At 59.6% G+C, this 23,669-nt stretch carries 15 protein-coding genes; 4 read left to right on the plus strand and 11 right to left on the minus strand.

The window, feature by feature from the left end:
• Positions 1–2: 2 nt before the first annotated feature.
• The 3 genes from BWR18_RS02335 to BWR18_RS02345 form a co-directional block, all read right to left on the minus strand.
• The gene (locus tag BWR18_RS02335) at positions 3–1,373 is read right to left on the minus strand and encodes an HlyD family type I secretion periplasmic adaptor subunit (RefSeq protein ID WP_076626528.1); all 1,371 of its coding nucleotides are present in this window, start codon (positions 1,371–1,373) and stop codon (positions 3–5) included.
• Positions 1,370–3,118, minus strand: a complete 1,749-nt coding sequence (locus BWR18_RS02340) for a type I secretion system permease/ATPase (protein ID WP_076626529.1) — start codon at positions 3,116–3,118, stop codon at positions 1,370–1,372. The genes BWR18_RS02335 and BWR18_RS02340 overlap by 4 nt, the downstream gene beginning before the upstream one ends.
• A 69-nt stretch (positions 3,119–3,187) precedes the next feature.
• The gene (locus BWR18_RS02345; RefSeq protein WP_076626530.1) at positions 3,188–6,769 is read right to left on the minus strand and encodes a beta strand repeat-containing protein; all 3,582 of its coding nucleotides are present in this window, start codon (positions 6,767–6,769) and stop codon (positions 3,188–3,190) included.
• Between the two features lie 785 nt (positions 6,770–7,554).
• Here BWR18_RS02345 and BWR18_RS21550 point away from each other — a divergent pair.
• Positions 7,555–7,830 carry a hypothetical protein gene (locus BWR18_RS21550; RefSeq protein ID WP_157598625.1) on the plus strand — a complete coding sequence of 92 codons (276 nt, stop codon included), beginning with the start codon at positions 7,555–7,557 and terminating at the stop codon, positions 7,828–7,830.
• A gap of 158 nt (positions 7,831–7,988) precedes the next feature.
• On the opposite strand, the gene BWR18_RS02360 is transcribed toward BWR18_RS21550, so the two are convergent.
• The 8 genes from BWR18_RS02360 to BWR18_RS02400 form a co-directional block, all read right to left on the minus strand.
• Complete coding sequence (locus tag BWR18_RS02360; RefSeq protein WP_076626533.1) at positions 7,989–9,176, minus strand: serine hydrolase domain-containing protein; 1,188 nt, start codon at positions 9,174–9,176, stop codon at positions 7,989–7,991.
• A 78-nt stretch (positions 9,177–9,254) separates the two neighbouring features.
• Positions 9,255–10,928, minus strand: a complete 1,674-nt coding sequence (locus tag BWR18_RS02365; protein WP_076626534.1) for a flavin-containing monooxygenase — start codon at positions 10,926–10,928, stop codon at positions 9,255–9,257.
• A 167-nt stretch (positions 10,929–11,095) separates the two neighbouring features.
• Positions 11,096–12,001 (minus strand): helix-turn-helix domain-containing protein, encoded by a 906-nt coding sequence (locus tag BWR18_RS02370; RefSeq protein ID WP_076626535.1) that lies wholly within the window; start codon positions 11,999–12,001, stop codon positions 11,096–11,098.
• Between the two features lie 477 nt (positions 12,002–12,478).
• The gene (locus BWR18_RS02380; protein ID WP_076626536.1) at positions 12,479–14,278 is read right to left on the minus strand and encodes an NAD(P)/FAD-dependent oxidoreductase; all 1,800 of its coding nucleotides are present in this window, start codon (positions 14,276–14,278) and stop codon (positions 12,479–12,481) included.
• A 159-nt stretch (positions 14,279–14,437) separates the two neighbouring features.
• Positions 14,438–16,189, minus strand: a complete 1,752-nt coding sequence (locus BWR18_RS02385; RefSeq protein WP_076626537.1) for a sigma-54-dependent Fis family transcriptional regulator — start codon at positions 16,187–16,189, stop codon at positions 14,438–14,440.
• A gap of 355 nt (positions 16,190–16,544) precedes the next feature.
• Positions 16,545–17,117 carry an efflux RND transporter permease subunit gene (locus BWR18_RS22335; protein ID WP_368073638.1) on the minus strand — a complete coding sequence of 191 codons (573 nt, stop codon included), beginning with the start codon at positions 17,115–17,117 and terminating at the stop codon, positions 16,545–16,547.
• The gene (locus BWR18_RS02395; protein WP_076626539.1) at positions 17,087–19,690 is read right to left on the minus strand and encodes an efflux RND transporter permease subunit; all 2,604 of its coding nucleotides are present in this window, start codon (positions 19,688–19,690) and stop codon (positions 17,087–17,089) included. Before BWR18_RS02395 ends, BWR18_RS22335 begins: the two co-directional genes overlap by 31 nt.
• A 3-nt stretch (positions 19,691–19,693) precedes the next feature.
• A complete protein-coding gene (locus tag BWR18_RS02400; protein ID WP_172839345.1) occupies positions 19,694–20,728 on the minus strand; it encodes an efflux RND transporter periplasmic adaptor subunit in 1,035 nt (344 codons plus the stop codon).
• 115 nt (positions 20,729–20,843) lie between these two features.
• Between BWR18_RS02400 and BWR18_RS02405 the strand changes: the two genes are divergently transcribed.
• The 3 genes from BWR18_RS02405 to kynU all read left to right on the plus strand — a co-directional run bounded on the left by BWR18_RS02405 (position 20,844) and on the right by kynU (position 23,602).
• On the plus strand, positions 20,844–21,464 hold the full coding sequence (locus BWR18_RS02405; RefSeq protein ID WP_076626541.1) for a TetR/AcrR family transcriptional regulator: 621 nt from the start codon (positions 20,844–20,846) through the stop codon (positions 21,462–21,464).
• 113 nt (positions 21,465–21,577) lie between these two features.
• Positions 21,578–22,417 carry a tryptophan 2,3-dioxygenase gene (locus BWR18_RS02410; RefSeq protein WP_254684919.1) on the plus strand — a complete coding sequence of 280 codons (840 nt, stop codon included), beginning with the start codon at positions 21,578–21,580 and terminating at the stop codon, positions 22,415–22,417.
• A complete protein-coding gene (kynU, locus tag BWR18_RS02415; protein ID WP_076626542.1) occupies positions 22,418–23,602 on the plus strand; it encodes a kynureninase in 1,185 nt (394 codons plus the stop codon). It begins immediately after the preceding gene.
• Positions 23,603–23,669 lie beyond the last annotated feature (67 nt).

Here is a 23,669-nt window from a genome sequence, read left to right on the forward strand (position 1 = left end):
CATCATTCGATAAACGTCCGGGCCAGCCGCTCGCTCAATGGCTGCGCGAGATAGCTGAGGGCCGTGCGTTCCCCGGTGTTGACGAAGATGTTTGCGGGCATCCCCGGCACCAGATCAAGCGCGGCGATATCATTCGTCTGCGTCTGGTTCAGTTTGATCCGCGCCAGGTAGTAGAACTGGCCCGTTCGGTCGTCCTCCAGGCTATCGGCTGAGATGTCGATGATGCGCCCTTCGGCTTCGGGCGCATCACCCTGATCAAAGGCCGAAAGGCGCACGCGAGATGACTGACCGACATGCAGCTTTTCGATGTCGGCGGTGTTCACACGCGCCTCGACCACCAAAGGTTGGTCGACTGGAACGATGTCGAGGATGGGTATGCCAGGACGTACCACGCCACCAGTTGTAAACACAGTCATCTCAACCACGCGGCCACTGACGGGCGCGGTGATGGCGACACGCTTCAACCGTTCGCGTGCGCCGATGTATTGCGGGGCAAGTGTGGTGAGCGACGCTTCGACCTGCGCCAATTCTCCGGATACGGCTTCGTCGCGCAGCGTCTGTGTGCCAATCGCGGCAAGCCGCAATTCATTGATCTGGTTGCGCGCCTGGGTCTCTTGCGTGGCGAGCGTGGCATCAACACCGTTCAAACGCTCAACCTCGATCCGTCGCCCGTTGACACGGGCCGCCGCTACGAGCCCCTTGTTGAGCAATGTTTCCAGATTGCCCAGCTCCTGACGGGTGATGTCCAACTGACGCGTGTTGGAAAGGCGCTGTGCCTGAAGCCCTTGCACCTGATCCTGCAGGTTCGAAACCTGTTGATCCATCAGCGCCTGTTCTGCAATGCGCGAGCGACGTTCCACATCGAAGAGCAGCTTTTGCGTCGTGTAGGCCGCAGCCCATTCGGACTGGTCCATTGGCACGCTCAGCGATGCACCCACGTCTTGTTCGTCAAAGCGGTCCTTGCCGTTCAACTGTGCCAGAAGGCGGGCACGGCGCACCATCAGGTCGCTGAGTTGGCTTTTGATCACGTCCAGATCGACGTCCAGATCGGTGCTGTCGAGTTCTAGCAAGGTTTGCCCCGCCTTAACCAGATCACCATTGCGGACCGCGATGGTACGGACAATTCCGCCATCCAGATGCTCGACCGTTTTGCGGTTGCCTTCAACCACGAAGAAGGCCGGGGCGACGACCGCGCCGTCGAGTTTCGACGCGCTCGCCCAATACGCAGCACCACCGACGAAACAGAACACGACACACAGGCCGAAAAAGACCAAGCCTTTGATGCCGGACCCGTCGGTCTTGGGTTGAATGCGGTTGTAATCCTCAAGGCGCAGGACCGAAGTCGGGGTGGCGGGTGTAAGTGCGTGCGTCATTGTGCTGCTCCTTTTTGAGCGGGGGCTTTCGCGCGCCGTGCTGCCAGTTGTGCGGCGGCCGACTGGGGCATTTCAGGCGTCTGTTGGCGCGGGCGCAGGATGTCATCCTTGTCGCCGAAGCCGGTTTGCGCCCCTTTGCTGAGGGTCAGGACCTTGTTGACGGCCTCCAGCGTGCTCGGACGGTGGGTCATTACAAACGTGATGGCACCCCGGGCACTGGCCCTGCGAATGGCGTCGCGCAGCGCTGCCTCGCCTTTGCCGTCGAGGTCCGAGTTGGGTTCGTCCAGTACCAGAATGAACGGATCGTCATAAAGAGCGCGCGCAAGCGCGATCCGTTGACGCTGACCGCCCGACAGGTGAAAACCGTTGCCAATCTCGGTGGCGTAGCCATCGGGCAGGCCGCTGATCAGCCCATGCACATCTGCAGCCGTGGCCGCCGCCAGCACCTTGCTGTCGTCGATACTGGTCGAGAACCGCGCGATGTTTTCGCGGACCGTGCCGTCAAACAGCTGCACGTCTTGTGGCAGATAACCGACTTGGCGGCCCAGCTGTGCGGGTTCCCACTTGTCCATCGGGGTCCCATCGAGGCGGATGGCACCGCGTTGCGGCACCCAGATCCCGGCAAGCATACGCGCCAACGTCGACTTGCCCGAGCCGCTGTGGCCGATCACGGCGACGACATCGCCTGCGGACAGAGCAAACTCGATCCCGCCGATGGTAGCGTTCTTTGCCAATGGTGGTCCGGCCTGCGCAATCGCGGCGTTCAGCGAGATTTGCGGGCGCGGCATCGACAAGCGTTTGGACGCTTGGGGATAGGTTTCAGACAGGGCGCGCAGGGTTTTGTAGGATCCGCGGGCGGCCAGGAATGTCCGCCATTGCCCGATCAGTTGATCAATGGGGGCCAGAGCGCGGGACAGCACGATCGTCGCCGCGATCATCACACCGGCCGTTGCCTCGCCTGCGACGGCCAAAGCGGCCCCGAGGCCCAACATACCCGATTGCAGCGCCATGCGGATCGTCTTGGACAGCACCGAAAAGCTCGCGATGCGGTCGGCGACACGGGCTTTCAGGCGGTGGGCATCATGTTGCAGAGCTGTCCAGCGACGGGCGAGATCACCAGTCATACCCATCGCGTGGACAAGCTCTGCGTTCTGTTCACTTGCGGTGAACAAACTGTCGGACCTGGCGCGTGCGGCACTGGCGTCTTGCATCACGTCAGAGGACCGCGCGTTGTTGATCAGGGCCATGATCGTAAGGATCAGCGCGCCAGCGAGGCCAAGCGCACCGAGATAGGGATGCAGCACATAGAGCACCCCAAGATACAGCGGGATCCACGGCGCGTCGAAAAAGGCGATCAGCGTCGGACCGGAGATAAAATCACGCAGCCCGTTCACATCCGCTGCCGGGTTTTCTGACTGGGTGTTCCCTTGCACACGCCGCCGGATGGAAGATTGCAGGATGGGCGCGCCGATGTTTAGTTCAAACCGCGCACCAAGCCGGCCCAAAATGCGCATGCGGATCAGGTCGAGCAGACCCGTCACCACAAACACGCCGACCAGCAGGATGGTAAGCGCAATCAGCGTATCCATGTTCTGGCTGGTCAGAACCCGGTCATAGACCTGCAGCATGTAGAGCGGCCCGGCGAGCATGAGGACGTTTAAAATCAGGCTGAAGAAGCCGATGGACAGAAATCCGGGGCGCAGCGCGCTCCATGCGGATGTGACGGCGGATTTTTTCTGAAACATTTGGGTGATCTCTTTTCAGGGTGATAGGAGGATGGCGACCCGCGCCGCCATCCTGTGTCTTGCGGGAGATTAGCCGACGAAGTCGTCGTCGAAGTCGAAGTCGTTCACGCCAGCCAGCAGGACTGACCCGTAGTCGCCCAAGGTCAGAAGCGTGCCGTTGTCGCCGTCTTCGATTTCGATCTGATCGGCAAAGTCGTTGCCAAAGTCGGTAAAGTCCAAACGGTCAACGCCCACTTCGAAGTCGTTAATGACGTCGTCATCGAACATACCCTCGAAGGTGAAAGTGTCAGATCCCTGGCCGCCGATCAGGATGTCATCGCCACCTTCACCGTTCAGGACGTCATCGCCCGCCTGACCGTTAAGCACGTTGGCGCCCGAGTTGCCTGATAGGATGTCGGCGCCACCATTGCCGCTGCCCGCATTGTTCGACCCGTTGATGTTCTCAAAGTTGAGAACCGTGTCGATCAAGGCGCCTTCATGCGCGTTGATCTGAGCGATGGCGTTGCCGTCTTCGTCCAGGTCCACGACCACACCGCCACCGGCAGAGAACAGGGCCGTGTCGATGCCGTCGCCGCCATCAATGGTATCCGCGCCGCCGAAGGAGTGGATGCTGTCGTTGCCGCCCAGCCCTTCGAGAACGTTGATCTCATTGTTGCCGAGGATCAGGTCATCTCCACCCGAGCCCAGGACGTTCTCAAAGTCCGCGACTTCGGCCACAACCTCGCCATCGACGCGGATGACACCGTCTTGGGACGCGGGCCCAGGTCGAGGCGTGTTCACGTCCAGATCGATGGTCACGCCGTTGAAAGCGCTCAGGTCAATCGTGTCGATATCGCCAGAGCCGACCACGCGTTCGATCGAGCTGAGGATGTCAATCTCGACCACCTCATCGATCACGTCCGCACCGGAGATACCCAATGCCGCCAGCGCGTCGATCACGCCGCCTGCGTCCACAAGTGTGTCCTGAACAATTGGGCCGTTTATGCCGACCGGAGCGTTGTGGAGGTGGATGGCCGATACTGCACCCGGAACCGGGGTTTGCAGGTCCGCCTCGTTGAGACCGGTCACGCTCAGCTCGGACGAATAGAGAACGTCGCCCTGCTCGTTGAACGAGATGGTCAATGTGGCCTGGCCTGTGGCTTTGCTGTCGGAGGTTGGGTCAGGTTCCTGAGCCGCGTCCAGCGATCCCGCCAGTTCGATCACGCGGTTATGGCCTTGGCCCGTATCGCTGACAACGAACAGTTGGCCACGGATCTCACCTCCGGGGAAGTCGGCTGTGTGGACGTTGTAGTAGAAGTTTCCGGCAAGAGCCTGATCCACAAAGCTGGGATCAACGATAACGTCCTGCACCGAAACGGAGAACCCGGTTTCACGGGTGGCCGTACCGTTGCCGTTCTCATCCAATGTGACCGTCACGGCCACGTCGAAATCCGAGAAATCAGCTGTGTCGAACCCGTCGCCGCCTTCGATGAAATCATTGCCGAGGCCACCGACAAGCACATTGTCGCCGTCACCTGCAATCAGAACATCATCGCCCGCACCGCCGTCGACGACACCGTTGATTTGACCGAGATCCACAACGATGTCGCCGCCATCACCAAGCAACACATTACCATTTACCACACCTTCGTCATCGTTGACGAAAGTCACATCGCCCGCCTCGCGCGCATCGACGGCGTTCACAGTACCGGTGATCTCGCCTTCGTTTATGATCGCGCCCAGAAGGTTGAGGCCACCATCGATCCGGATACCTGCGGCTGCGTCGCTGTCTTCGGACCCGGCGATAATGCCTTCGTTCTGAACCAGACCGGCAAAACTCGCGTCTTCCTCGTTGCTGAAAAGGCGCAGACCGTCGCCGATAGTGTTGCCTTCGACCGCATCACCCCGACCTTGCAAGGTACCTTTGTTGACAACGGCGGCCGACACGACGTCACCGGTCACATCACCAGTTTGCAGCGACACGGCGGAACCGTCGTTGCCTTCGCCCGCATCGACAAGACCCCTGTTGGTAAAGGTGTAGGTGTCGGCAGTGCCGTCCGCATAAACGGTGCCATTGCGCTGATCACCAGTCCCAAGGATCGTACCTTCGTTCAGGACGTTCAGACCGATGCCATCGATGTTCAGCGCACGGCTGTCAGACGACACCAGACCACGGTTCACAAAAGACCCGCCGGTATGATCGCCGGTGCCGAAGTAGACACCATTCTGCACGCCAGCAAAGACGCCCGTGGCCTCGTTGACGAACTCGCCGCGGAAGTTCGCACCATTCACGGCCCGGAATGCGCCGGTTGTACCCTGGTTGCTTTCGGATGTGATGGAACCCGCGTTGGAAATCACACCTTCAAACAGCGCCGGAGCAAATCCGCCGTCCACGCGAACACCTTCGAGGCGGATACCATCACCCGCATTGCCCGCACCGGCGGCACCTTCGCCACGCCCGGCAATTGTACCGGCGTTGGTGATTTCAACGTCTCCGTTGCCATTTTCGGCCAAAGACAGCGAGATGCCCGCACCCTGATTGCCTTGGCCGGCGTCGATTGTTCCTGAAGCCAGGTTGTTGATCGAAAAGTCCCGCGCGGTGTCATCGGCATAGATTGTGCCGTTGCGCTGGTTGTCCGTACCCAGGATGTCGCCACCGTTGATCAGATCGACACCTGATCCGTCGATGTTTACCGCGCGGCTGTCCGATTGGATCGTGCCAAAGTTCAGAACGTCCAGATCGTGTTCGCCATGACCGATGTAAAGGCCGTTGCGCACCCCTTCGATGGTGCCGGTCGAGGTGTTGAGGATGCGGCCTTCGGCGGCAACGCCATCTGCGATGCGGATACCGCCCGCCGTACCTTGATTGCTCTCGGATGAGATCAGGCCACTGTTGACGATGTCAGTGTCCGACACCGTGCCTTCAGCGCCATTGTTGATCCGAATGCCATCGCCCGCACCGGGAGTGTTCGCGGCAGCCTGACCACGGCCCTGGATTGTCGCCCCAAAGCCGTTGAACACCGAATTGGACACAACATCGCCCACCTCGTCGCCAACCTGAAACGAGATGCCCGCGCCGTCGTTGCCTTCACCGGCGTCGATTGTGCCACCTGCAAAGTTGCCGATGCTGACGTTTTCGGCAGTGGCGTTGGTGTAGATGGTACCGTTGCGCTGATTGCTGGTCCCGATGATGTTGCCAAAGTTACGAACGCTGATGCCTTCGCCTTCGATCTCCACAGCGCGGCTGTCAGACGAAATCACGCCGCCGCGGAAGTTGTCGAGCGTGCCCGAGCTGTTCGCGCCGCCGAATTCAACGCCGTTCTGCTCACCAGCGATGCTGCCAAAGTTGCGGATGTCACCGCTGGAGCCGTCCGTGACTTCAATGCCGGTGGCGTCAGCGCCATTGGCGTCGATGCTGCCCGAGCGGAAGTTAAAGACCTGAACATCGTCCGCGTCGACCGATACGGCGGAGGCCGCATCATTGGTTTCGACCTGACCAAAGTTCAGGAACCGGGCCAGGTCATTGTTCAGGATGAAGGCAGGTGTGTTGTCGACCACGACGCTTTGGAAAAAGCCGTTGGTCAGGGTTTGTCCGTCGCGGACGGTTTCTTGGGCCAGTGACGAAGATGTCAGCAGTCTGGCGCGCAAGCTGGCAAGAATTTCGGATAGCATAGCAAGGCTCCGCAAGTGATTGCTGTATGGCGAAGATCGAACCAGGAGGCTGGTCTCTCCGCCGTCTCACCAAGTGTGGAGGCGATGCGTCTTTGGAAATTCTTACTCTGAATGAGGGGTATAACCTCTGGAAATAGTCACGGCTTGCGTGACATCTGCCAATAATGACATTCTGAAAACTAAGGAAATTTTGGCGTTTATGGCCGCTTGAAGTATGCTTCGATGACGCTCGTTCACGAAAGAGTAGGTTGAATTGAAAAGAACGCATTGACGCAAAAACCACGAGGCGACCCTGACCCGATCTGGTCTCGAACTGCGAACCGCTCTGGATATGGTAACAGGATGACCCGCCGTCGCCCAAAGCATGCGCAATTGGGCTGACCCCTAAGTAAGGTCGAGCTCCCGTTAGGATCACGGGAAAACTGTGAGCAAGCGAGAAAGATGATGGAATGCGTTGCCGGACTGGATGTGGCGCCGCGGTCGTGCGCATTGCGCATTGTTGATGCCAGAGGTGCCGTCGCCTTTCAGCGCGCGCTGGCATGCGATGTCTGCGAAATCACCAAGCGTTTGGCACGCTTCCCGCGTCCGATCATTTTGATTGGGTTCGAGGCGGGCAGATGAGTCAGCATCTGTTTTTCGGCCTAACGAGTGAGGGTTTCGACGTCGTCTGCATTGAGGCTCGCTAGGCCAATGTTGCTCTATCGGCGCTGCGCAACAAGACAGACAAGAGCGATGCTTGGGGTATCGCTCAGATTTTGCGGACAGGATGGTTCAGCCTGGTTCACATGAAGAGCCGACAGCCGCACGAAATGTGCGCTTTGTTAAGCTGCTGCAAAGCTCCAATCAAAAAGATAATTGATTTAGCGCATGAGGTGCGCGGGCTGCTGAAGATTTTCGGACTTCGTCTGCCCAAAACGCTCCAGCATGGCAGCTTTGATGATGTCGTGCGCCCGCTTACTGAAGTCGATGATGTATTGGCACAGGCCATGTCGCCGCTGCTGGATGTCCCAAGCCGGAGTTTTGCGGGACTTTACCGCCGTTGCCTCGAGCAACTCAAATGATTGCCTGCTTCAACCAAGCAAAAACACCGCGGGGTTTCGTAGCACGTCGTGCGATTTGGAACCGGAACGCGGTGTTTCCGAAGATGAGACATAGGGGCAATCGCAGCGGCTTCTGGGGGTCGACCGCCGAGCGGTGGCGGTCGATGGGGTTTTTCGGATCAGGCGGCTTTAGCCTTGTTGATCGAGGCGTAGAAGGCGCTTTCGAGCTCCATATACCCGGTGAAGGATGCCGCATCGCCAAACGGCAGGATCTGAGTGGCCCAAAAACCGCCAAACCCGTTCTGCCGGTCAATCCAGTAGAACAGATTGGCAAGTCCGGCCCAGCCAATTGCCCCGGCAGGTCGGCCGGTGGGCGCCTGATCATCATTGACCATAAAGGTGTAGGACCATGATTTGGGCTGGCCGGGGAAGAATTCTGCATCGTTTGAAAGCGACGGGATGACCCCTTTGAAAGGAGTGATCTTACGCTGGCCCAGATGGTTCTGCACCGCCATCTCGACCGTTTCCGGCTTCAGCACGCGTCCGTTTTCCCCCGCACCATCGTTCAGCCACATACGGATAAGGCGCATGTAGTCGCCGACCGTGCCATAAAGGCCATGGCCCCCCATATGGACCTCTGGTGTGTCGGGCAGCTCGAAATCCATCGGCGTCAAACTGCCATCCTCGCCGCGCGCATGCATCCCGGCCAGTTTCTTGCGGAGCGTATCGTTCAACTCGAAAGTGGTGTCGATCATGCCAAGTGGCTCGAAGATGCGCGATTGGAAGACTTCGCCCAAGCGCCGCCCGGTGATGCCTTCGACGACCTGCCCGCACCAATCGATGTTGGTCCCATATTCCCAGCTCTCGTCAGGATCGAATAGAAGTGGGGTCATCAGGCACTCTTTCGAGGCGGTGATGACGCTGGGCTGGCCTTTCTCTTCGGCCAGGCGGTTATAGGTCTCGCTGAAAAAGTCATAGCCAAGACCCGCCGTGTGCAGCATCAGCATCCGGGTTGTGATGTCCCGCTTAGGCGCGCGCAGCTGCGGCTCCCCATTGGCGTCAAACCCGTCGATCACCTGCAATTTGCCGATGTCTGGCGCATAGTTTTTCGCAGGCGCGTTCAGGTCCAATTTGCCCTCTTCGACCAATTGCAGAACTGCTGTACCGGTGATCGCCTTGGTGGTTGAGAATATCGCGAAGGCGTCGTCGGTTGATATAGGCGTGTCGCCATCCGTCCGGCGCACCCCGGCCGCGCCCTCATAGATGTTCTTGTCGCGATCCGTGATCATTGCGACGACACCGGGGACGCCCGGGCTGGAGTTTACGACGCCATTTAGGATGGCGTCCGCGTTGAATTCATGACTCATAACAATGTCCTCCCATTGATTGATGTTTGCCCTGCTGCCAGCGCTTTAAGCTGGCGCAGGGCGTTGTTTGTTTGGAGATCAGGCGTCTTGGGGCGCTTTGGCCTTGCTCATCGCAAAGAGCGGATAGCCGCCTTTGGCCTCTTCATCGCACTTGTCGCGATAGGCTCCGACACCGCCGGTGTAAGACAGCACTCTGCGCGGTTTGCCCTCGACATTGGAGCCAGTATACCACGATCTGGTCTTTGAGATGAGGTTCGCGTCGGCGGTTTCGTCGTGATGCGCGACCCAGGCTGCTTCACCCTCCTCAGTGGGCTCAATCACGTCGTTGCCACTCTTGCGCAGATCATCGATGCAACGCGTGATCCACTCGGTCTGCTGTTGCAGGCAGGTGGTCATGTTGCACAGGGCCGCCGCCGGTGCGAGGGGTGCACCGGTCATGAACAGGTTCGGGAAGCCGAATTTCTGCAGCCCCAGCGTGGTGCGCATGTCCTTGTGCCATTCTTCCGCCAGGTTGAGGCCATCGCGACCATTGATGTCGATACGCGCCAGCGCGCCCGAGCCCGCATCAAAGCCGACCGCCATGATGATCACGTCAAGCTCATAAACCGTTCCGCCCTCCAGCTTTACGCCTTTGGGCACGATTTCGGCAATTGGATTGTCGCGGACATTGACGGCCTCGACATTGTCGCGATGGAATGTTTCGAGATAGTTGGTCTCCAAAGGCACGCGATGGGTGCCGAACCCATAGTCGCCCGGTTTGGGCACAAGCGTGTCGATCAGCTTGGGGTCCTTGAGCCGCGCGATCATCTTTTGGCGAACAAATTCCGATATCTCGGCGCTGACCTCTTCCTCAAAGAACATTTCGGCGAAAGAGGCGAGCCACAGCTTCAGCGAGCCGTCCGCGTAAGTGTCCTCTAGCACCTCAAGTCGTTTCTCCGGTGTTAGATCAGCCCAGGTGTTTTCGAAATCATACTCAAAGCCGGTGAATGAATGCGGTAGGTTCGATTTGAACTCGTCAAAGCGGCTCTTGTACCAGGCTTCTTCGTCCGGCCCGTATTTCGGATTTTTCATCGGCAGCACGTATTGGGGTGTGCGGGCAAAGACGGTCAGTTGGCCAACCTGTGATGCGATGGTCTGTATGACCTGAATTCCGGTGGCACCCACACCGATCACGCCAACGCGCTTGCCCTCGATATCAAGCCCGCTTTTGGGGTAGCGCCCGGTGTGGACGATCTGTCCCTTGAAGCTGGACTGGCCCGGAAACCGGTCCTCCAGCGGGGCCGAGAGCATTCCGGTGCAACCAATGAGGAACTGGGTGTCGATGATATCGCCCTGATCCGTCTCGACCCGCCAGCGTCCCGTCTCTTCGTTGAATTTAGCCTTGGTGATCGTGGTCGAGAACGACATGTCACCCCGCAGATCGAGCGCATCGGTGACGTAATGCAGCCAGCGTTCGATCTCTGGCTGTCCGGGGAAACGTTCGCTCCAGGTCCAACCCTTGTAGAGTTTCTCATCGAACAAGTACTGGTAGATGTAGGCTTCGCTGTCGAATTTGGCACCGGGATAGCGGTTCCAGTACCAGGTCCCGCCTACGTCTGTGGCGGTGTCGCAGGCATGCGCCTTGAGACCCATCTGACGGAGCTGGTGCAATTGATAGAGTCCGGCGACCCCGGCCCCGATCACCAGCGCATCCAATTGCGCAGGCACGGGGTTGCGAGCCGTCGAAACGGTCTCTTTTTGTGCGTCTAGCATATTGTCCTCCACTGCGGCAGCAGCCGGTTTCTCCGGCGACCTCCTCCGGTTTCGAATTCCAAGTCCGAATCCACCGCGCACCAAGTTTGGCTTTAGGCGGCAGGGGCAGTCTTGTAAGATCGCGAGGTAAGTTTTGAACGATACGGGCAGAGGTGGTGCGATGCCCGTCAGTGCCCTAAGCGGAACTGGCCGGGTGTTACGCCCATGGCTTTGCGGAAGCTGCGGCTCATATGCGATTGATCTGAAAAGCCGCACGCAGCGGCGATGTCTTTCATCGCGCGTCCCGGATCGCGTAGCATGGCGCAGGCGCGCACTATCCGCTTGTGCTGTACGAAGGCGTAGCCGGGCAGACCCACGCTTTTGCGAAGCTGGCGATTAAAAGTCCACACGCCCAGGTGCAGAACGCCCGCAAGTTCGCTCAGAGTGAGCGTTTCATGCATATGCGCGTCTATATACTCTTCCAACATGGCAAGCTGTCTTTGCGACAGCCCCGACCGTCCCGATGCAAGAGGGTGGCTGTCGACCGACGCGTAGTTGCGCAGGAGGTGCACTGCAAGTTGCACCGACAGGGCCTCTGCGTACAGCCGCCCTCCGGGACCTTCTTTGGCGGCCTCTATGGTAAGTTGGTCAGCGATATGACTGACCACTGGATCGCGGCCTTGCAGTACATCATGCAGCCTGACCCGTTTGACATCTCTTGCCCGAATATCGCGCGCTACGCGGGTCATCAACGCGTCGGTCAGATAGAGATGCGACACCACCAGCCCTTCAGTCCAATTCCAGTGCGACTCCATTGCATGCGACAACAGCGAAAATTGCCCCGGCCCGCACTGAGTACGCGTCCAACGCCCGTCAAACTGCCGATCCATCGGCGTGTCGCCCTTGCGGTACTGCACGATCATGAATGTGTTCATCGGCGGAATGTGTACGTCCTGCCCATTGTAGCGATAGGTCCGTTGCGACACATCCTTCCAGCCGAGCCCCTTGCTTTCGCATAGAACTTTTCCCGGCACCCAAGTGGGCAATTCATCAGGTTCAATTAGCTGCGCGTCTTTTCGCGTCGTCCCAGTCATGGCGAGCCTCGCCGAAATCGGTTCCGCCTCGCAGGATGAAAACATGCGACTTCAGCAGGCGTCTATTTGAAGCGCGAAGGAACTATAGTTGCCACATCACTCAGATCTGCGCATTAAAATTACAACTTTGTCGTCCGTGGAGTCAATTGAGCCCCGGCTGACCTTGGAAGCATCGCAGCATCCATCAGCGCTTCCGCGAGAGCCTCAGCAACGTCACAGCCGCTGGAGTCTACTTCGGACGCGACAAAGCCATTCTACAGAAACGCGACAGGATCAAACGGACAACACTCAAAGCGCCGCTTGGATCACCGCCACCACGCCGCATAATCAAACCAGCAAGATGAGCCAGACCCTCTCTCAGTTCAGGCCGCCATTGGTCCCAGAAACCCTGACGACAGACATAACTGACCCAAATGCCAATTGTGCCGCGCCCTCCATTTTGGGGCACGGCCTGTTTTCAATGGGTCAACGCGTCCCTCAACTAAAGTGGTGCACCTCTTGCAAGCCATAAACTGGTCTGTCGATTCCCTCCATCGCGGCCTTGATTTGCAGCGCCAGAAACTGGGAGTAATGCCGCGACTGATGCAGGTTGCCGCCGTGCATCCACAGGTTTTGCACCTGCGTCGGCTTCCACATGTTGCGTTGCTCGCCTTCCCAGGGGCCCGGATCCTTTGTGGTGTCCGACCCCAGGCCCCAGCATTTGCCGAGGCGATCGGCCATCTCCTGGCCCATCAGATCGGCAACCCAGCCGTTCATCGAGTTGTAGCCGGTGGCATACACCACAAGATCGGCCGCCAGATGCGTACCGTCATCAAGGATCACACCGGTCTCGTCCAGCCGCTCCACCTGACCGCGCGTGAGCTTGATTTCACCGTCGATGATCAACTGGCTGGCACCGACATCGATGTAATAGCCCGAGCCGCGACGGAGATACTTCAGGAACAGGCCGCTTTCATCATCGCCCCAATCGAGCCAGAACCCGGCTTTCTCGAGCCCGTCGTAGAAATCCTTGTCGCGTTCCTTCATCTCCGCATAAGCGGGAATCTGGAACTCGTGCAGGATCGCGTAGGGCAGTGAGGCGAAGATCAGGTCGGCCTTTTCGGTGGTCACACCGTTGCGCACGGCGTCTTCGGAATACAAAGCTCCCAGCCCCACATCCATCAACGTCTCGGAGCGTACAATATGAGTTGAGGAGCGCTGCACCATAGTAACAGTCGCATCATGTTCCCAAAGAGCGGCACAAATGTCATGGGCCGAGTTGTTGGAGCCCACGACCACCACCTTCTTGCCGGTCCACTGATCCGGGCCATCGTGTTCCGACGAGTGCTGTTGCACGCCCTTGAACATGTCCATGCCCGGGAAGTCGGGTACGCGCTTTTTGCCGGACATGCCCGTCGCCATGATCAGCTGTGTGGGCTTGAGTGTGACTTCTGCCCCATCGCGGTCTACCACAACGGTCCATGTCCCGCTGGCATTGTCAAAGCTGGCGGATTTGGCGGTGGTTCGGCTCCAATAGTTCAGCTCAATCACCTTGGTGTACATTTCCAGCCAATCGCCGATCTTGTCCTTGGGCGCAAAGACCGGCCAGTTCTCGGGGAACTTGATATAGGGCAGATGGTCGTACCAGACCGGATCATGCAGGCACAGCGACTTGTAGCGGTTGCGCCAGCTATCGCCGGGCTTGTCGTTCTTCTCCACGATGATGGTGGGCACCCCAAGCTGGCGCAGCCTTGCTCCCATCGCGATACCACCCTGACCGCCGCCGATGATCAGGCAATAAGGTTGCGTCTTGTAGCCAAGCTCTGCTTCTTCTCGCGCCCGCTCCTCAGCCCAGGTCTCGCGGTTCTTGCCGGCGCCATGCTTGGCGCCAAGCGCGCGGTTGTCGCCAGCAGGTTCCTCATGGCCCTTCAGCTCGACCATTGTGGTGAGCAGGGTCCAAATCTTGCCTTCCTTCAGGCGCACCAGGCCATACCCGCGCGCAACGCTTGTCTCAAACTCGATCCAGGCGGTTGTGACGCCACCTTCCTCGGTCGGCATCTCGCCCTCTGCGATTTTCCAGCCGGACGGTTTGGTCGTGACAAGCTGATGTTTCAGCATGTCCTCCACCTGGTCCCGACCTTCGACGGTTTTGATGTTCCAGGTAAACGTGACCAGATCACGCCAATAGCAATCATCAGTGAACATGTCGCATGCCGCGGCAATGTCACCATCGACCAAAGCCTCACCGAAACGGTCTAGAAACGCTTGGGTTTGGTCCGCATGAGTTGTATCGAGCATATGCTCCTCCCTTTTTGTAAATATCGTGCTCCGCAGATGAGCTTGGCAGTCGTCGCGTTTCCCGGGCAAAGCAAAAATGCAGCGCATCAGAAGGAAAGGCCAAATCGAAGCCTGCCCTGTTGCGCGTGCAACAGCGACGCAACAGGTTGGTTGCAAGACTTAATAAGGGGCTGCCAGCCCAGCCTTGCGCATTCTGCGCAGGATCGTGGAACGGTTTAGCCCAAGTCGCCGCGCCACTTCGGACATGTTCCAGTCACAGGCTGTCAGCAAGGCCTCAAGTTCCGCAGTACCGGCGGCTTGTTGCTCCGAAGGCAGCAACAAGGCCGGCGGTGGTATGTCGGCAATATCCAGGCAGGTGCCTTCGCAGAGCGCCACGGCACTTTCCAGGACATGCTCAAGCTCTCTTATGTTGCCGGCCCAAGGTCTCGACTTAAGCTCCGCGCGGGCGAGGGGCGACAGCAGGATATCGTCACTGGAACAGCGCCGCAGGACCCGGTCGATCAGCCAGTCAAGATCAGCCCTGTTTCGGATTGGCGGCAATGCCAACGTCGCCCCGACCAAGCGATGCAAAAGATCTGTGCGCAACACATCTGCGAGGGCTGACGGCGCGCATCTGCAGGACGCGATAACACGCAGTTCGGGTCTTTTTTCGAGAACGGACAGTAGGCCAGTTTGGGACTGTGGAGTAAGATCCTCTATACCGCGCAGAAACAGCGTCCTGGCATCCGCATCAAGGAAGGGTTCGCAATCAACCAAGCCACCACAGCGGACAGATTGAAACCCGCCCGCCCGCGGGTCGGCGAGGTAGATCGCCCGGGCGAGCTTCTCCTTGCCGGTTCCGGTCTCGCCGGAAATCAACAACGGCACATTGGTTGAGGCCAGTTGGGCGGACTTGGCAAGCAATGTGTGCAATGACGCGTCAGGACCGGCAAAACTGCCCAGTGCACCAGGCAGTTCCGCTTTTCGGCGCCTGAGCATGGATACCATCCCGGGTGTCTGGGGAGCGATGGCATGACCATAGAGCGCGCGACCATCGGTCATTCGCAAAATGCGTTGTTCCGAAGGGCGCCCGCGCATGAAGTCAGGCAGGTCGTCGACTGACATCTCCAGCCAGTCCTCGAGGCGGGAGCCAATCAGCTTGCCTCCGCCCTCGGGACTCAGCAATCGTTGCGCGCCGGACGTCATGCCGACAATTCGCCCCGATCCGTCCAGTGCGACGGCCGCTTCGGGGTCCACTTCGAGAAATTCCGGGCTGACCGAGAATCGCAGGACCCAATCACGCCGTGTCGCAGCCATGAGATTGGCCAGTTCGACGCGACGGGTCGAATTGGTAACCAGCGTCATGGCCAGATTTTGCGAGGACTTCGGCGAAGGACCCCGCAACAGCGAAACGTCAAGAACTGCAGCCAGTGTCCCTTTTGTATCGAAAATAGGGGCTGCCGTGCAGGATAACGGCGTGTGGGCCAGCGAAAAATGGTCGCCTTGGTGTATAGTGACGGGCTGTTGTGTCACCAGACAGGATCCAACCCCGTTGGTGCCCGCCAGTTCTTCGGTCCATTTGTATCCGGTATATAAACCAGCCGCGCGCAGATCGTCTTCGAAACTTCGGTCACCGAAAAAGTCGACACAGACGCCTTTGTCGTCAGCGAGCAACAGCACATAGTTCTGGCCAGCCACCTGATCGAACAGGGACTGCAGGCCTGAGCGTGCGGTGGCGATGAGCCGTTCCGCCTGTTCGCGATGTTCACGAAATTCGTTTTGTGAGAGGATATGTGCGGGCTCCCGCCGGGACGGATCCATACCGTACGATTCGATACAGCGTTGCCAGCTGGCAGTCACAAGACTGTCGCGCCCCGTGTCCACACCGTTCAAAACACGGTCAATTTCCACCAAGTGGTCACTGTCGTGCACATTGTCCTCCCCAAGCTCACAGAGCCTCAGGATACCACACTTACCAGATCGTTCGGATTCAAGCGAATTACTAGCGTCGGGCCTCACAACCGTTAAATGACGGTTGCAGGGATGTTGCGACGTCTTTGTTGGCGGAGGTGGTGGTGCACGGGGTGCCGCGTCTGCGGTGTTTCGAGTGCGTGCACAGTTTTCCATTTGTGCCCGGCTTGTTCCAGAGTGCTGAGGGGATCGGCATGTGCATGCTGGACGCCTACCAGGGCGGCACCTCGGGACGCTTCCTCACGTTTTCTTAAGGGCTGTGGTCCGCACTGCTGCCGGACACGTGTTGCATCAAACAGGCGCGGACACCGTCCGATTATTCAGCGGCGATTTTCTCGGGTGGCTTTTGTTTGTTGTCCGAGGTGGCATCCAGTGTCCTGACTTCTGCATCGGTACTCCGCTTGGTGTCGGAGTTTTGACGCTCCTGTCGCCGCTCTTTGCGCAGATAGGTGTGATAAAGGGCCGGAACGCCGATCAGCGTCAGGATAGAGGCAAAGCCGAGCCCGGCCATGATCGACACGGCCATGGAGGCAAAGAATGCGTCGCCCAAGAGCGGCACCATTCCGAGGATGGTCGTTGCGGCGGCAAGAACGACGGGGCGCAAGCGGCTGACCGAGGCGGTCACGATGGCCTCGGACTGGTCCAGCCCTTCCTCTTCTTTTTGGGCGTCGATCTCTTCAACCAGAACAATGGCGTTTTTGATCAACATGCCCGAAAGGCTGAGCAGGCCAAGAAGGGCCGTGAAGCTGAAAGGCAGGTTCGTGAACAACAGCCCGAAGCCGACACCGGTGACGGCCATGGGCACCACGGTCCAGATCACAGCCGTTTGACGCAGTTTGCCAAAGAGCAGGATCGTGATCAGCAGCATTGTCCCGAAGGCCAGCGGCATCTGCCGCCCAAGGCTTTGCTGGGCTGTGCTGGCACTTTCGAACTCGCCACCCCATTCCATGCGGTAGCCGGGGGCAGCGGCATCGCTTCGATGGCCGACCGAACCTCGGCAAAAGCCTGTGGCGGCAAGACATCCGGCACAGTGAACGCCTGCACGCTTACGGTGGGGCTGCGGTCGCGGCGCTGGATCAGGGTGTCGCGGGTCACCACCTCGAACCCGTCAATGACTTGGTCTAGCTGCGTGAACGTCCCGGCGGACGGTGCATAGATGGGCTGATCCAGCATATAGTCGGGCGTGCCTTGTTCCGCGCGCGGCGTTCGGATCAGAACCGGCACCTGCCGGTCGAATTCGCGGAATGTGCCGACCCGCAGACCGTCCGTCGCGAGCGCAATGGCCTGTGACACGTCCTGACGACTGATGCCCAGAGCTTGCGCGCGGTCGGTGGCAAAGATGGGCTGCGTCGTTAACTGCGGCTCGCGCCAATCGGTGCGTTCCGTCACCAAAAGGTCGGTTTCGCGTGCGAAGACCTGTCGCGCTTCCTCGGCCAGATCGCGCAAGACTTGTGGATCCGGGCCAGACAAGCGCACTTCGACATCGGCGCCCACGGGCGGGCCGTAGATGATTTGCTGCACCCTCGTTTCGGCCCACGGCACGGCCTGTGACGCGAAATCCGTCAGCTCATTGCGCAATCCGGGGATCTGCGCGTGATCCGTCACGCGGATGACCAACTGACCGTAGGAGGGCGCGGGATCTTCGGGCGTGTAGGTCAGCAGGAAACGGGTCATGCTGCCGCCGATGGTGGTTGTGACCGCCTCGACCGACGGATGATCGAGCAGCCAATTTTCGAGAACGCGCAGATCATCGCTTGCTGCGGCAATCGAGGTGCCCTCGGCCCCTTTGTAGTTCAGATAGACGAGCGGGGTTGTCGCTGGGGGGAAGAACTGCTGTTTCACCATCCCCATGGAGGCAACGCCCGCGACCGTCGCACCGACAAGGCCGATGATCACCAGCCAACGCAGACGCAGCGCGCCGCGCACGACCGCGCCGTAGCCCCGAAAGAACATCGTGTCATAGGGATCCTTGGACCCGCCACCGGCGTCGGTGCGAAAGAAATAGCTGCCAAGCAGCGGCGTGACCGTAACGGCGAGCACCCATGACAGGAGCAGCGAAATCCCGATTACTGCAAAGAGCGAAAAAAGGAATTCGCCAGAACTGTCGGGGCTAAGCCCGATCCCGGCAAAGGCCATGATGCCGATGACCGTGGCGCCCAGCAGAGGCACTTGGGTGCGGCGCGCAACCTCGGCCGCCGCCTCGACCGCCTTGCGCCCGCGGCGCATCTGCACCTGCATCCCTTCGGCGACGACGATGGCGTTGTCGACCAGCATCCCCATGGCGATGATCAGTGCGCCCAGGCTGATCCGCTCGACCTTGATGTCGAAGAGGTACATGAAAAAGAAGGTGAAGCTGACGGTGAGCAGGAGGGAGCCGCCCACCACGATGGCCGCGCGCCACCCCATGAACAGCGCCAGAACGCCGATGACCGTGCCCACCGACATGGCGAGGTTAAGCAGGAAATCCTGGTTTGCCGTATCCACGACGCGGTGTTGTTCGTAGATCGGTTCAAGCGTCACGCCCGCAGGCAGAAGCGGCATGATCTCTGCCACGCGCTGTTCGATCCTTGCGCCGACATTGACGATGTTTTCCGATGTCAGCCCGGCGATGCCGATGGTAAATGCCTCAACCCCGTTGTGCCGGATGATCTGCCGCGGCGTGTCAACGCGCCCCCGGTAGACATCTGCCACGTCTGTGAGGTTCAACACTTCGCCTTGAAAGCCGAAGGTGAGCGCGCTGATCTCGCTCACGCTATCATCGGGTTGCGGCGCGTTGATCCGCACGTCGCTGCGCCCGTTGTCGGCGGTGCCGGTTGCGACGACGGTGTCTGCGGATGATACTGCGCCAATGACCACATCGGGCGGCACGCCCAGTGCGGTCAAGATGTCGCTTGATGGTTCGACAAAGATCGCCTCTTCCGGCAAGCCCAAAACCTCGGCATTTGCCACACCGTCCACCGTCAGAAGTTCGCGCCGCAGAAAGGTTGCGATGTCCCAGACCGTTGCATCGTCGTAGCCGGGCGCGCTGACGGCGTAGAGCAGCCCATAGACATCGCCGAAGCTGTCATTGACGACGGGCGGCAAGGCGCCTGCGGGCAGATCGCCCGTTGCGTCTGCGATCCTGTCGCGCATGTCGTCCCAGACCTGCGGCAGTTCCGTTCCGTCATAGGTGTCCATGATCGTGACCTCGATCACTGACAGGCCGGGCGTGTTGTTGGAGGTGATGAAGTCCACCTCGTCCATTTGCTGGACTTCCGCCTCCAGAACCTCGGACACCTCGATGGCAACCTCGGCCGCCGTGGCGCCGGGGTAGGCGGTGATGACCAGCGCGGATTTGAGCGTGAACACCGGGTCCTCAAGCTTGCCCACGCTGATGTAGCCGGCGGCCCCACCGAAGAGGCAGAACAGGATCAGCAGCCAGGTATAGAGCGGCTTCTGTATGGCAAGGCGGGCGATCTGCATGGTTTAGGACCCCTCCACGGTGAGGCCTTGGAACCGTTTCACCGGTTGCCCGTCCTCGATCATATGCGCGGCGACCTCGACGATTTCGGTTCCGGCTTGCACACCGTCCACGGTGAATTGGGTGCCGTTGCGTGAGGATACTGTCACGTCGACATGGCGTGCCGTGAGGCCCGTTTCGTTTTGGTCGAGGGCGACGACGACATGCCCGCCCTCCGGTTGTGTTGCGATGGCGGTGGCGGGCAGGACGATGCCTCCAAGATCGCGCTCAACCTCAGCCCTGACCGTGATCGCCCGCCCGGGCAGCAGAATTTCTCCTTGCGGCAGATCAGCCGCCAGTGACACCGTGTAGCTCTGCCCGATGCGTCCGGTTTCTGCCCGAAATTCGCGGAAAATGAGCGGAATGGGGTCGTTTGGACCATTGATCTGGCCGGTGAAGGTCACGTGAGTGGGGTCTTTGATGGTGCCGAACAGGCGTTCCGGGATGTCAAATTCCACCCGGAGTTCCGCCATGTTGTGCAGTCGTAGAATTGGGCTGCCGGGTTCAATGGTGGTGAAGGGGGTGCCAAGCCGGTCCGCAATCAGCGCGTCAAAGGGTGCCGTGATCCGCGCATCGGACAGCGCGTCGCGCGCTTCGCGCAAGGCAACGTCGGCCAGATCGCGCGCCGTCTCGGCATTTTCGGCCCGAACGGCAGAGGCGACATTGCGTGCTGCAAGCGTTTTCGCGCGTTCAAGGTCGCGCTCGGCCTGTTGCAGGTTCAACTCGGCGCGCTCGACCGCCCGTTCAAAGGGTGCATTGTCGAGTTCTGCCAGGACAGCGCCGCGCGGAACCGTTGCGCCCTCGCGTGCGTTCAATGTCTGCAAATACCCGCCCACTTCGAAGGAGATGTCGACCGTGTCCAGCGCCGCAACCTGACCGAAGAAGGTCCGCGACACGGTTTGAGTTGCCGCAGGCACCATCGTGGTCTGTACGAAGATGGGTGCTGCGTCACCGACCGGCTCTGCTGCCAGCGCCGTCGGGGCGGCAAGTGCAATTGCCATGATTTTCAGGCTAGTTCGGACTTGCAGCATCACATTACACTCCTAAGTAAGCGGTGGCGGGGCGGGAAGTAACCGACCGTTCGGTAGGCATTTAGGGGGCAGGGCAGCGGCGTCAATGAACACAACCGAAAAAACTCAGATCGACACGCGCACCCGTATCATCGCAACGACGACGGACATGTTCCTTCAGCAGGGATTTTCGGGCACGTCGATGAGTGCCATCGCCAAATCATGCAACATGACGAAGGCGAGCCTGTACCACCACTTTGATGGCAAGGAAGACCTGTTTATCGCCTGCGTCACCTACGGATACACAGCGGCTTTGGACGCCTTGGCCAAAATTGCCGACGATGCAGCGCTCTCTGCAGAGGAGAAGCTGCGTGCAGGGGTTGGTGCCCTGTATACAACCATGATCACAGCGCCCGTCGGGCGTATGTCACCCCTGATCGCCGAAGTGTCGCGCGCCTTTCCGAATGTCGCGCGGTCCTTTCACGCCGAATACATCGAGCCGCAGCGCGCGACCCTGTGGCGTATCGTAGAAGAAGGGCAGAGCAGCGGTGCGTTTCGGGATTTTGACAAGAACCAGTTCTTTCACATCGCCTTTGGACCCATGGTCACCCTGTCGCTGTCCCGAGAGATGTTCGCGACCTTTGACGATCTGGATGACCACTTTCCCGTGGATGAGTTACGAGATGGCCACGCCGACGTGCTGCTTAAAATGCTGGCGGCCGAGTGACGAGCCGCTTGGGACTGCCAAGTGGCGCGTAACCAACAGGCCCTCCGTAAAAAATTCTGACGCTTGATGTGGACTTCGCGCCGCAGCCGGACATTATCGTCGGGCGGAGGCTGATGATGCACACCCACGATGACAAGGACGCCGAGCACCACGGTGCAAAACTCGATTTTGCCCGTGACATGTCTTACGGCGACTATCTGGGGCTTGATGCGCTCCTTGCCGCCCAACATCCCCTGTCGGACGCGCATGACGAAATGCTGTTCATTATCCAGCACCAGACGTCCGAGCTGTGGATGCGGCTGGCCATACATGAACTGAATTCTGCACGTGATGCGATTGGTGCCGGTGACCTTGCCCCGGCCTTCAAGATGCTGACCCGCGTGGCCCGTATCTTTGAACAGTTGAACGGCGCATGGGACGTGCTGCGCACCATGACGCCAAGCGAATACACGACCTTTCGGCCCAGCCTTGGCAATTCATCCGGCTTTCAGTCGCATCAGTACCGGCAGATTGAGTATATCCTAGGCAACCGGCAGCTGGCTGTGTCCAAGGTGCACGAACACAAACCCGAAGCCTTCCAGACCCTGTCGAATGAGTTGGACCGGCCCAGTTTGTATCAGGTCGCGCTGATACGGCTGGATGCAGCGTTTGGCACTGAAACGGTAGAGCCGGGCCGTCATACCGGCACGTGGATCCACCGGGACGAGGTACAGGCGCTGTGGCAAAAGGTTTATGAAGACCCGGCAAAACATTGGGAACTCTATGAACTTGCTGAAAAGCTGGTAGATCTGGAAGACTACTTTCGCCGCTGGCGCTTCAACCACGTCACGACGGTTGAACGGATCATCGGGTTCAAGCGCGGCACGGGCGGGACGGCAGGGGTCAGTTACCTGCGCAAGATGCTGGATGTTGTTCTGTTTCCTGAGCTTTGGAACGTGAGAGGGGCCCTGTAGATGGTTCTGAGAAAAGAGTTTTTCGATCTGCCGGAGGGTATCATTTACCTGGACGGCAATTCCTTGGGTCCATTGCCGAAAACCGCCAAGGACCGCGTCGCCGATATGATGCAGGACGAGTGGGGCGCGCAGCTGATCAAGGGTTGGAACAGTGCGGGCTGGATGGCACAACCCAGCCGCGTGGGCAATGCGGTGGGCCGTTTGATCGGGGCGCCGCCCGGCACGACCGTCATGGGCGACACGCTGTCGATCAAGGTGTATCAGGCGCTGGCTGCGGCGCTGAAGATGCGGCCCGACCGCAAGGTGATCCTGAGCGATTCCGGTAACTTTCCGACCGACCTTTACATGGCCCAGGGGCTGATCCAGATGCTTGGCAACGGCTACGACCTGAGGGTGGTCGCGCCCGAAGCGGTTGCCGACGCCATCGACGACAGCGTGGCCGCCGTCATGCTGACGCAGGTCGACTACCGTACCGGGCGGATGCACGACATGAAGACGCTGACCGAACTGGCCCACAGTGCCGGGGCCGTGATGATCTGGGATCTGGCCCATTCGGCGGGGGCCGTGCCGGTCGATGTGGCGGGGTGCGGCTGCGAGTTTGCCGTCGGGTGCACGTACAAGTACCTCAATGGCGGTCCGGGCGCGCCTGCTTTTATCTATGTGCGCCAAGATCTTGCGGACCATGTTGAACCTGCGTTGGCGGGGTGGCTGGGCCACGATGCGCCCTTCGCCTTTGACCTTGATTACCGCCCGGCGCCGGGCATCGAGCGGATGCGCGTTGGCACGCCCCCTGTGATCCAGCTGACTGCCCTGGAAGCAGCGCTGGAGGTCTGGGAGACTGTGGACATGTCAGACATACGCGCCGCTTCAGTTGCCTTGCAGGACACCTTCATTCGCGAAGTCGAAGCGCGCGTGCCTGACTTGACCCTCGCAAGCCCGCGCAACAGCGCCGAGCGCGGCAGCCAGGTGTCCTTTCGGTTTGCGCATGGCTATGCCGCCATGCAGGCCCTGATCGCCCGCGGTGTGATCGGCGATTTCCGCGCGCCCGACATCATGCGGTTCGGCTTCACGCCGCTGTATCTGGACGAACGTGATGTCCTGGCCGCCGTGGATCATATCGAAACGGTCATGGGTGACCGTTTGTGGGACGATCCGGCGTTCATGACCCGCCAGCGTGTGACCTAAGGCTTGACAGATGAGGGGCGTTTGGGCGCCTGATAGGCGTGAAAGATGGGCCGCAAGAGCCCGGTGA

Origin of the sequence: Tateyamaria omphalii, from assembly GCF_001969365.1 — a bacterium.
In the GTDB taxonomy this organism is placed as follows: Bacteria; Pseudomonadota; Alphaproteobacteria; order Rhodobacterales; family Rhodobacteraceae; genus Tateyamaria; species Tateyamaria omphalii_A.

What these genes read in the sequence shown, in the direction of transcription:
- BWR18_RS02400 (WP_172839345.1), bottom strand. Translation starts at nt 20,728, where the DNA reads ATGGCAATTGCACTTGCCGCCCCGACGGCGCTGGCAGCAGAGCCGGTC.
- BWR18_RS02370 (WP_076626535.1), bottom strand. Translation starts at nt 12,001, where the DNA reads ATGACTGGGACGACGCGAAAAGACGCGCAGCTAATTGAACCTGATGAA.
- BWR18_RS02395 (WP_076626539.1), bottom strand. Translation starts at nt 19,690, where the DNA reads ATGCAGATCGCCCGCCTTGCCATACAGAAGCCGCTCTATACCTGGCTG.
- BWR18_RS02380 (WP_076626536.1), bottom strand. Translation starts at nt 14,278, where the DNA reads ATGCTCGATACAACTCATGCGGACCAAACCCAAGCGTTTCTAGACCGT.
- BWR18_RS02345 (WP_076626530.1), bottom strand. Translation starts at nt 6,769, where the DNA reads ATGCTATCCGAAATTCTTGCCAGCTTGCGCGCCAGACTGCTGACATCT.
- BWR18_RS02365 (WP_076626534.1), bottom strand. Translation starts at nt 10,928, where the DNA reads ATGCTAGACGCACAAAAAGAGACCGTTTCGACGGCTCGCAACCCCGTG.
- BWR18_RS02335 (WP_076626528.1), bottom strand. Translation starts at nt 1,373, where the DNA reads ATGACGCACGCACTTACACCCGCCACCCCGACTTCGGTCCTGCGCCTT.
- BWR18_RS02340 (WP_076626529.1), bottom strand. Translation starts at nt 3,118, where the DNA reads ATGTTTCAGAAAAAATCCGCCGTCACATCCGCATGGAGCGCGCTGCGC.
- BWR18_RS02360 (WP_076626533.1), bottom strand. Translation starts at nt 9,176, where the DNA reads ATGAGTCATGAATTCAACGCGGACGCCATCCTAAATGGCGTCGTAAAC.
- kynU (WP_076626542.1), top strand. Translation starts at nt 22,418, where the DNA reads ATGGTTCTGAGAAAAGAGTTTTTCGATCTGCCGGAGGGTATCATTTAC.
- BWR18_RS22335 (WP_368073638.1), bottom strand. Translation starts at nt 17,117, where the DNA reads ATGCCGCTGGCCTTCGGGACAATGCTGCTGATCACGATCCTGCTCTTT.
- BWR18_RS02405 (WP_076626541.1), top strand. Translation starts at nt 20,844, where the DNA reads ATGAACACAACCGAAAAAACTCAGATCGACACGCGCACCCGTATCATC.
- BWR18_RS02410 (WP_254684919.1), top strand. Translation starts at nt 21,578, where the DNA reads ATGATGCACACCCACGATGACAAGGACGCCGAGCACCACGGTGCAAAA.
- BWR18_RS21550 (WP_157598625.1), top strand. Translation starts at nt 7,555, where the DNA reads ATGAAGAGCCGACAGCCGCACGAAATGTGCGCTTTGTTAAGCTGCTGC.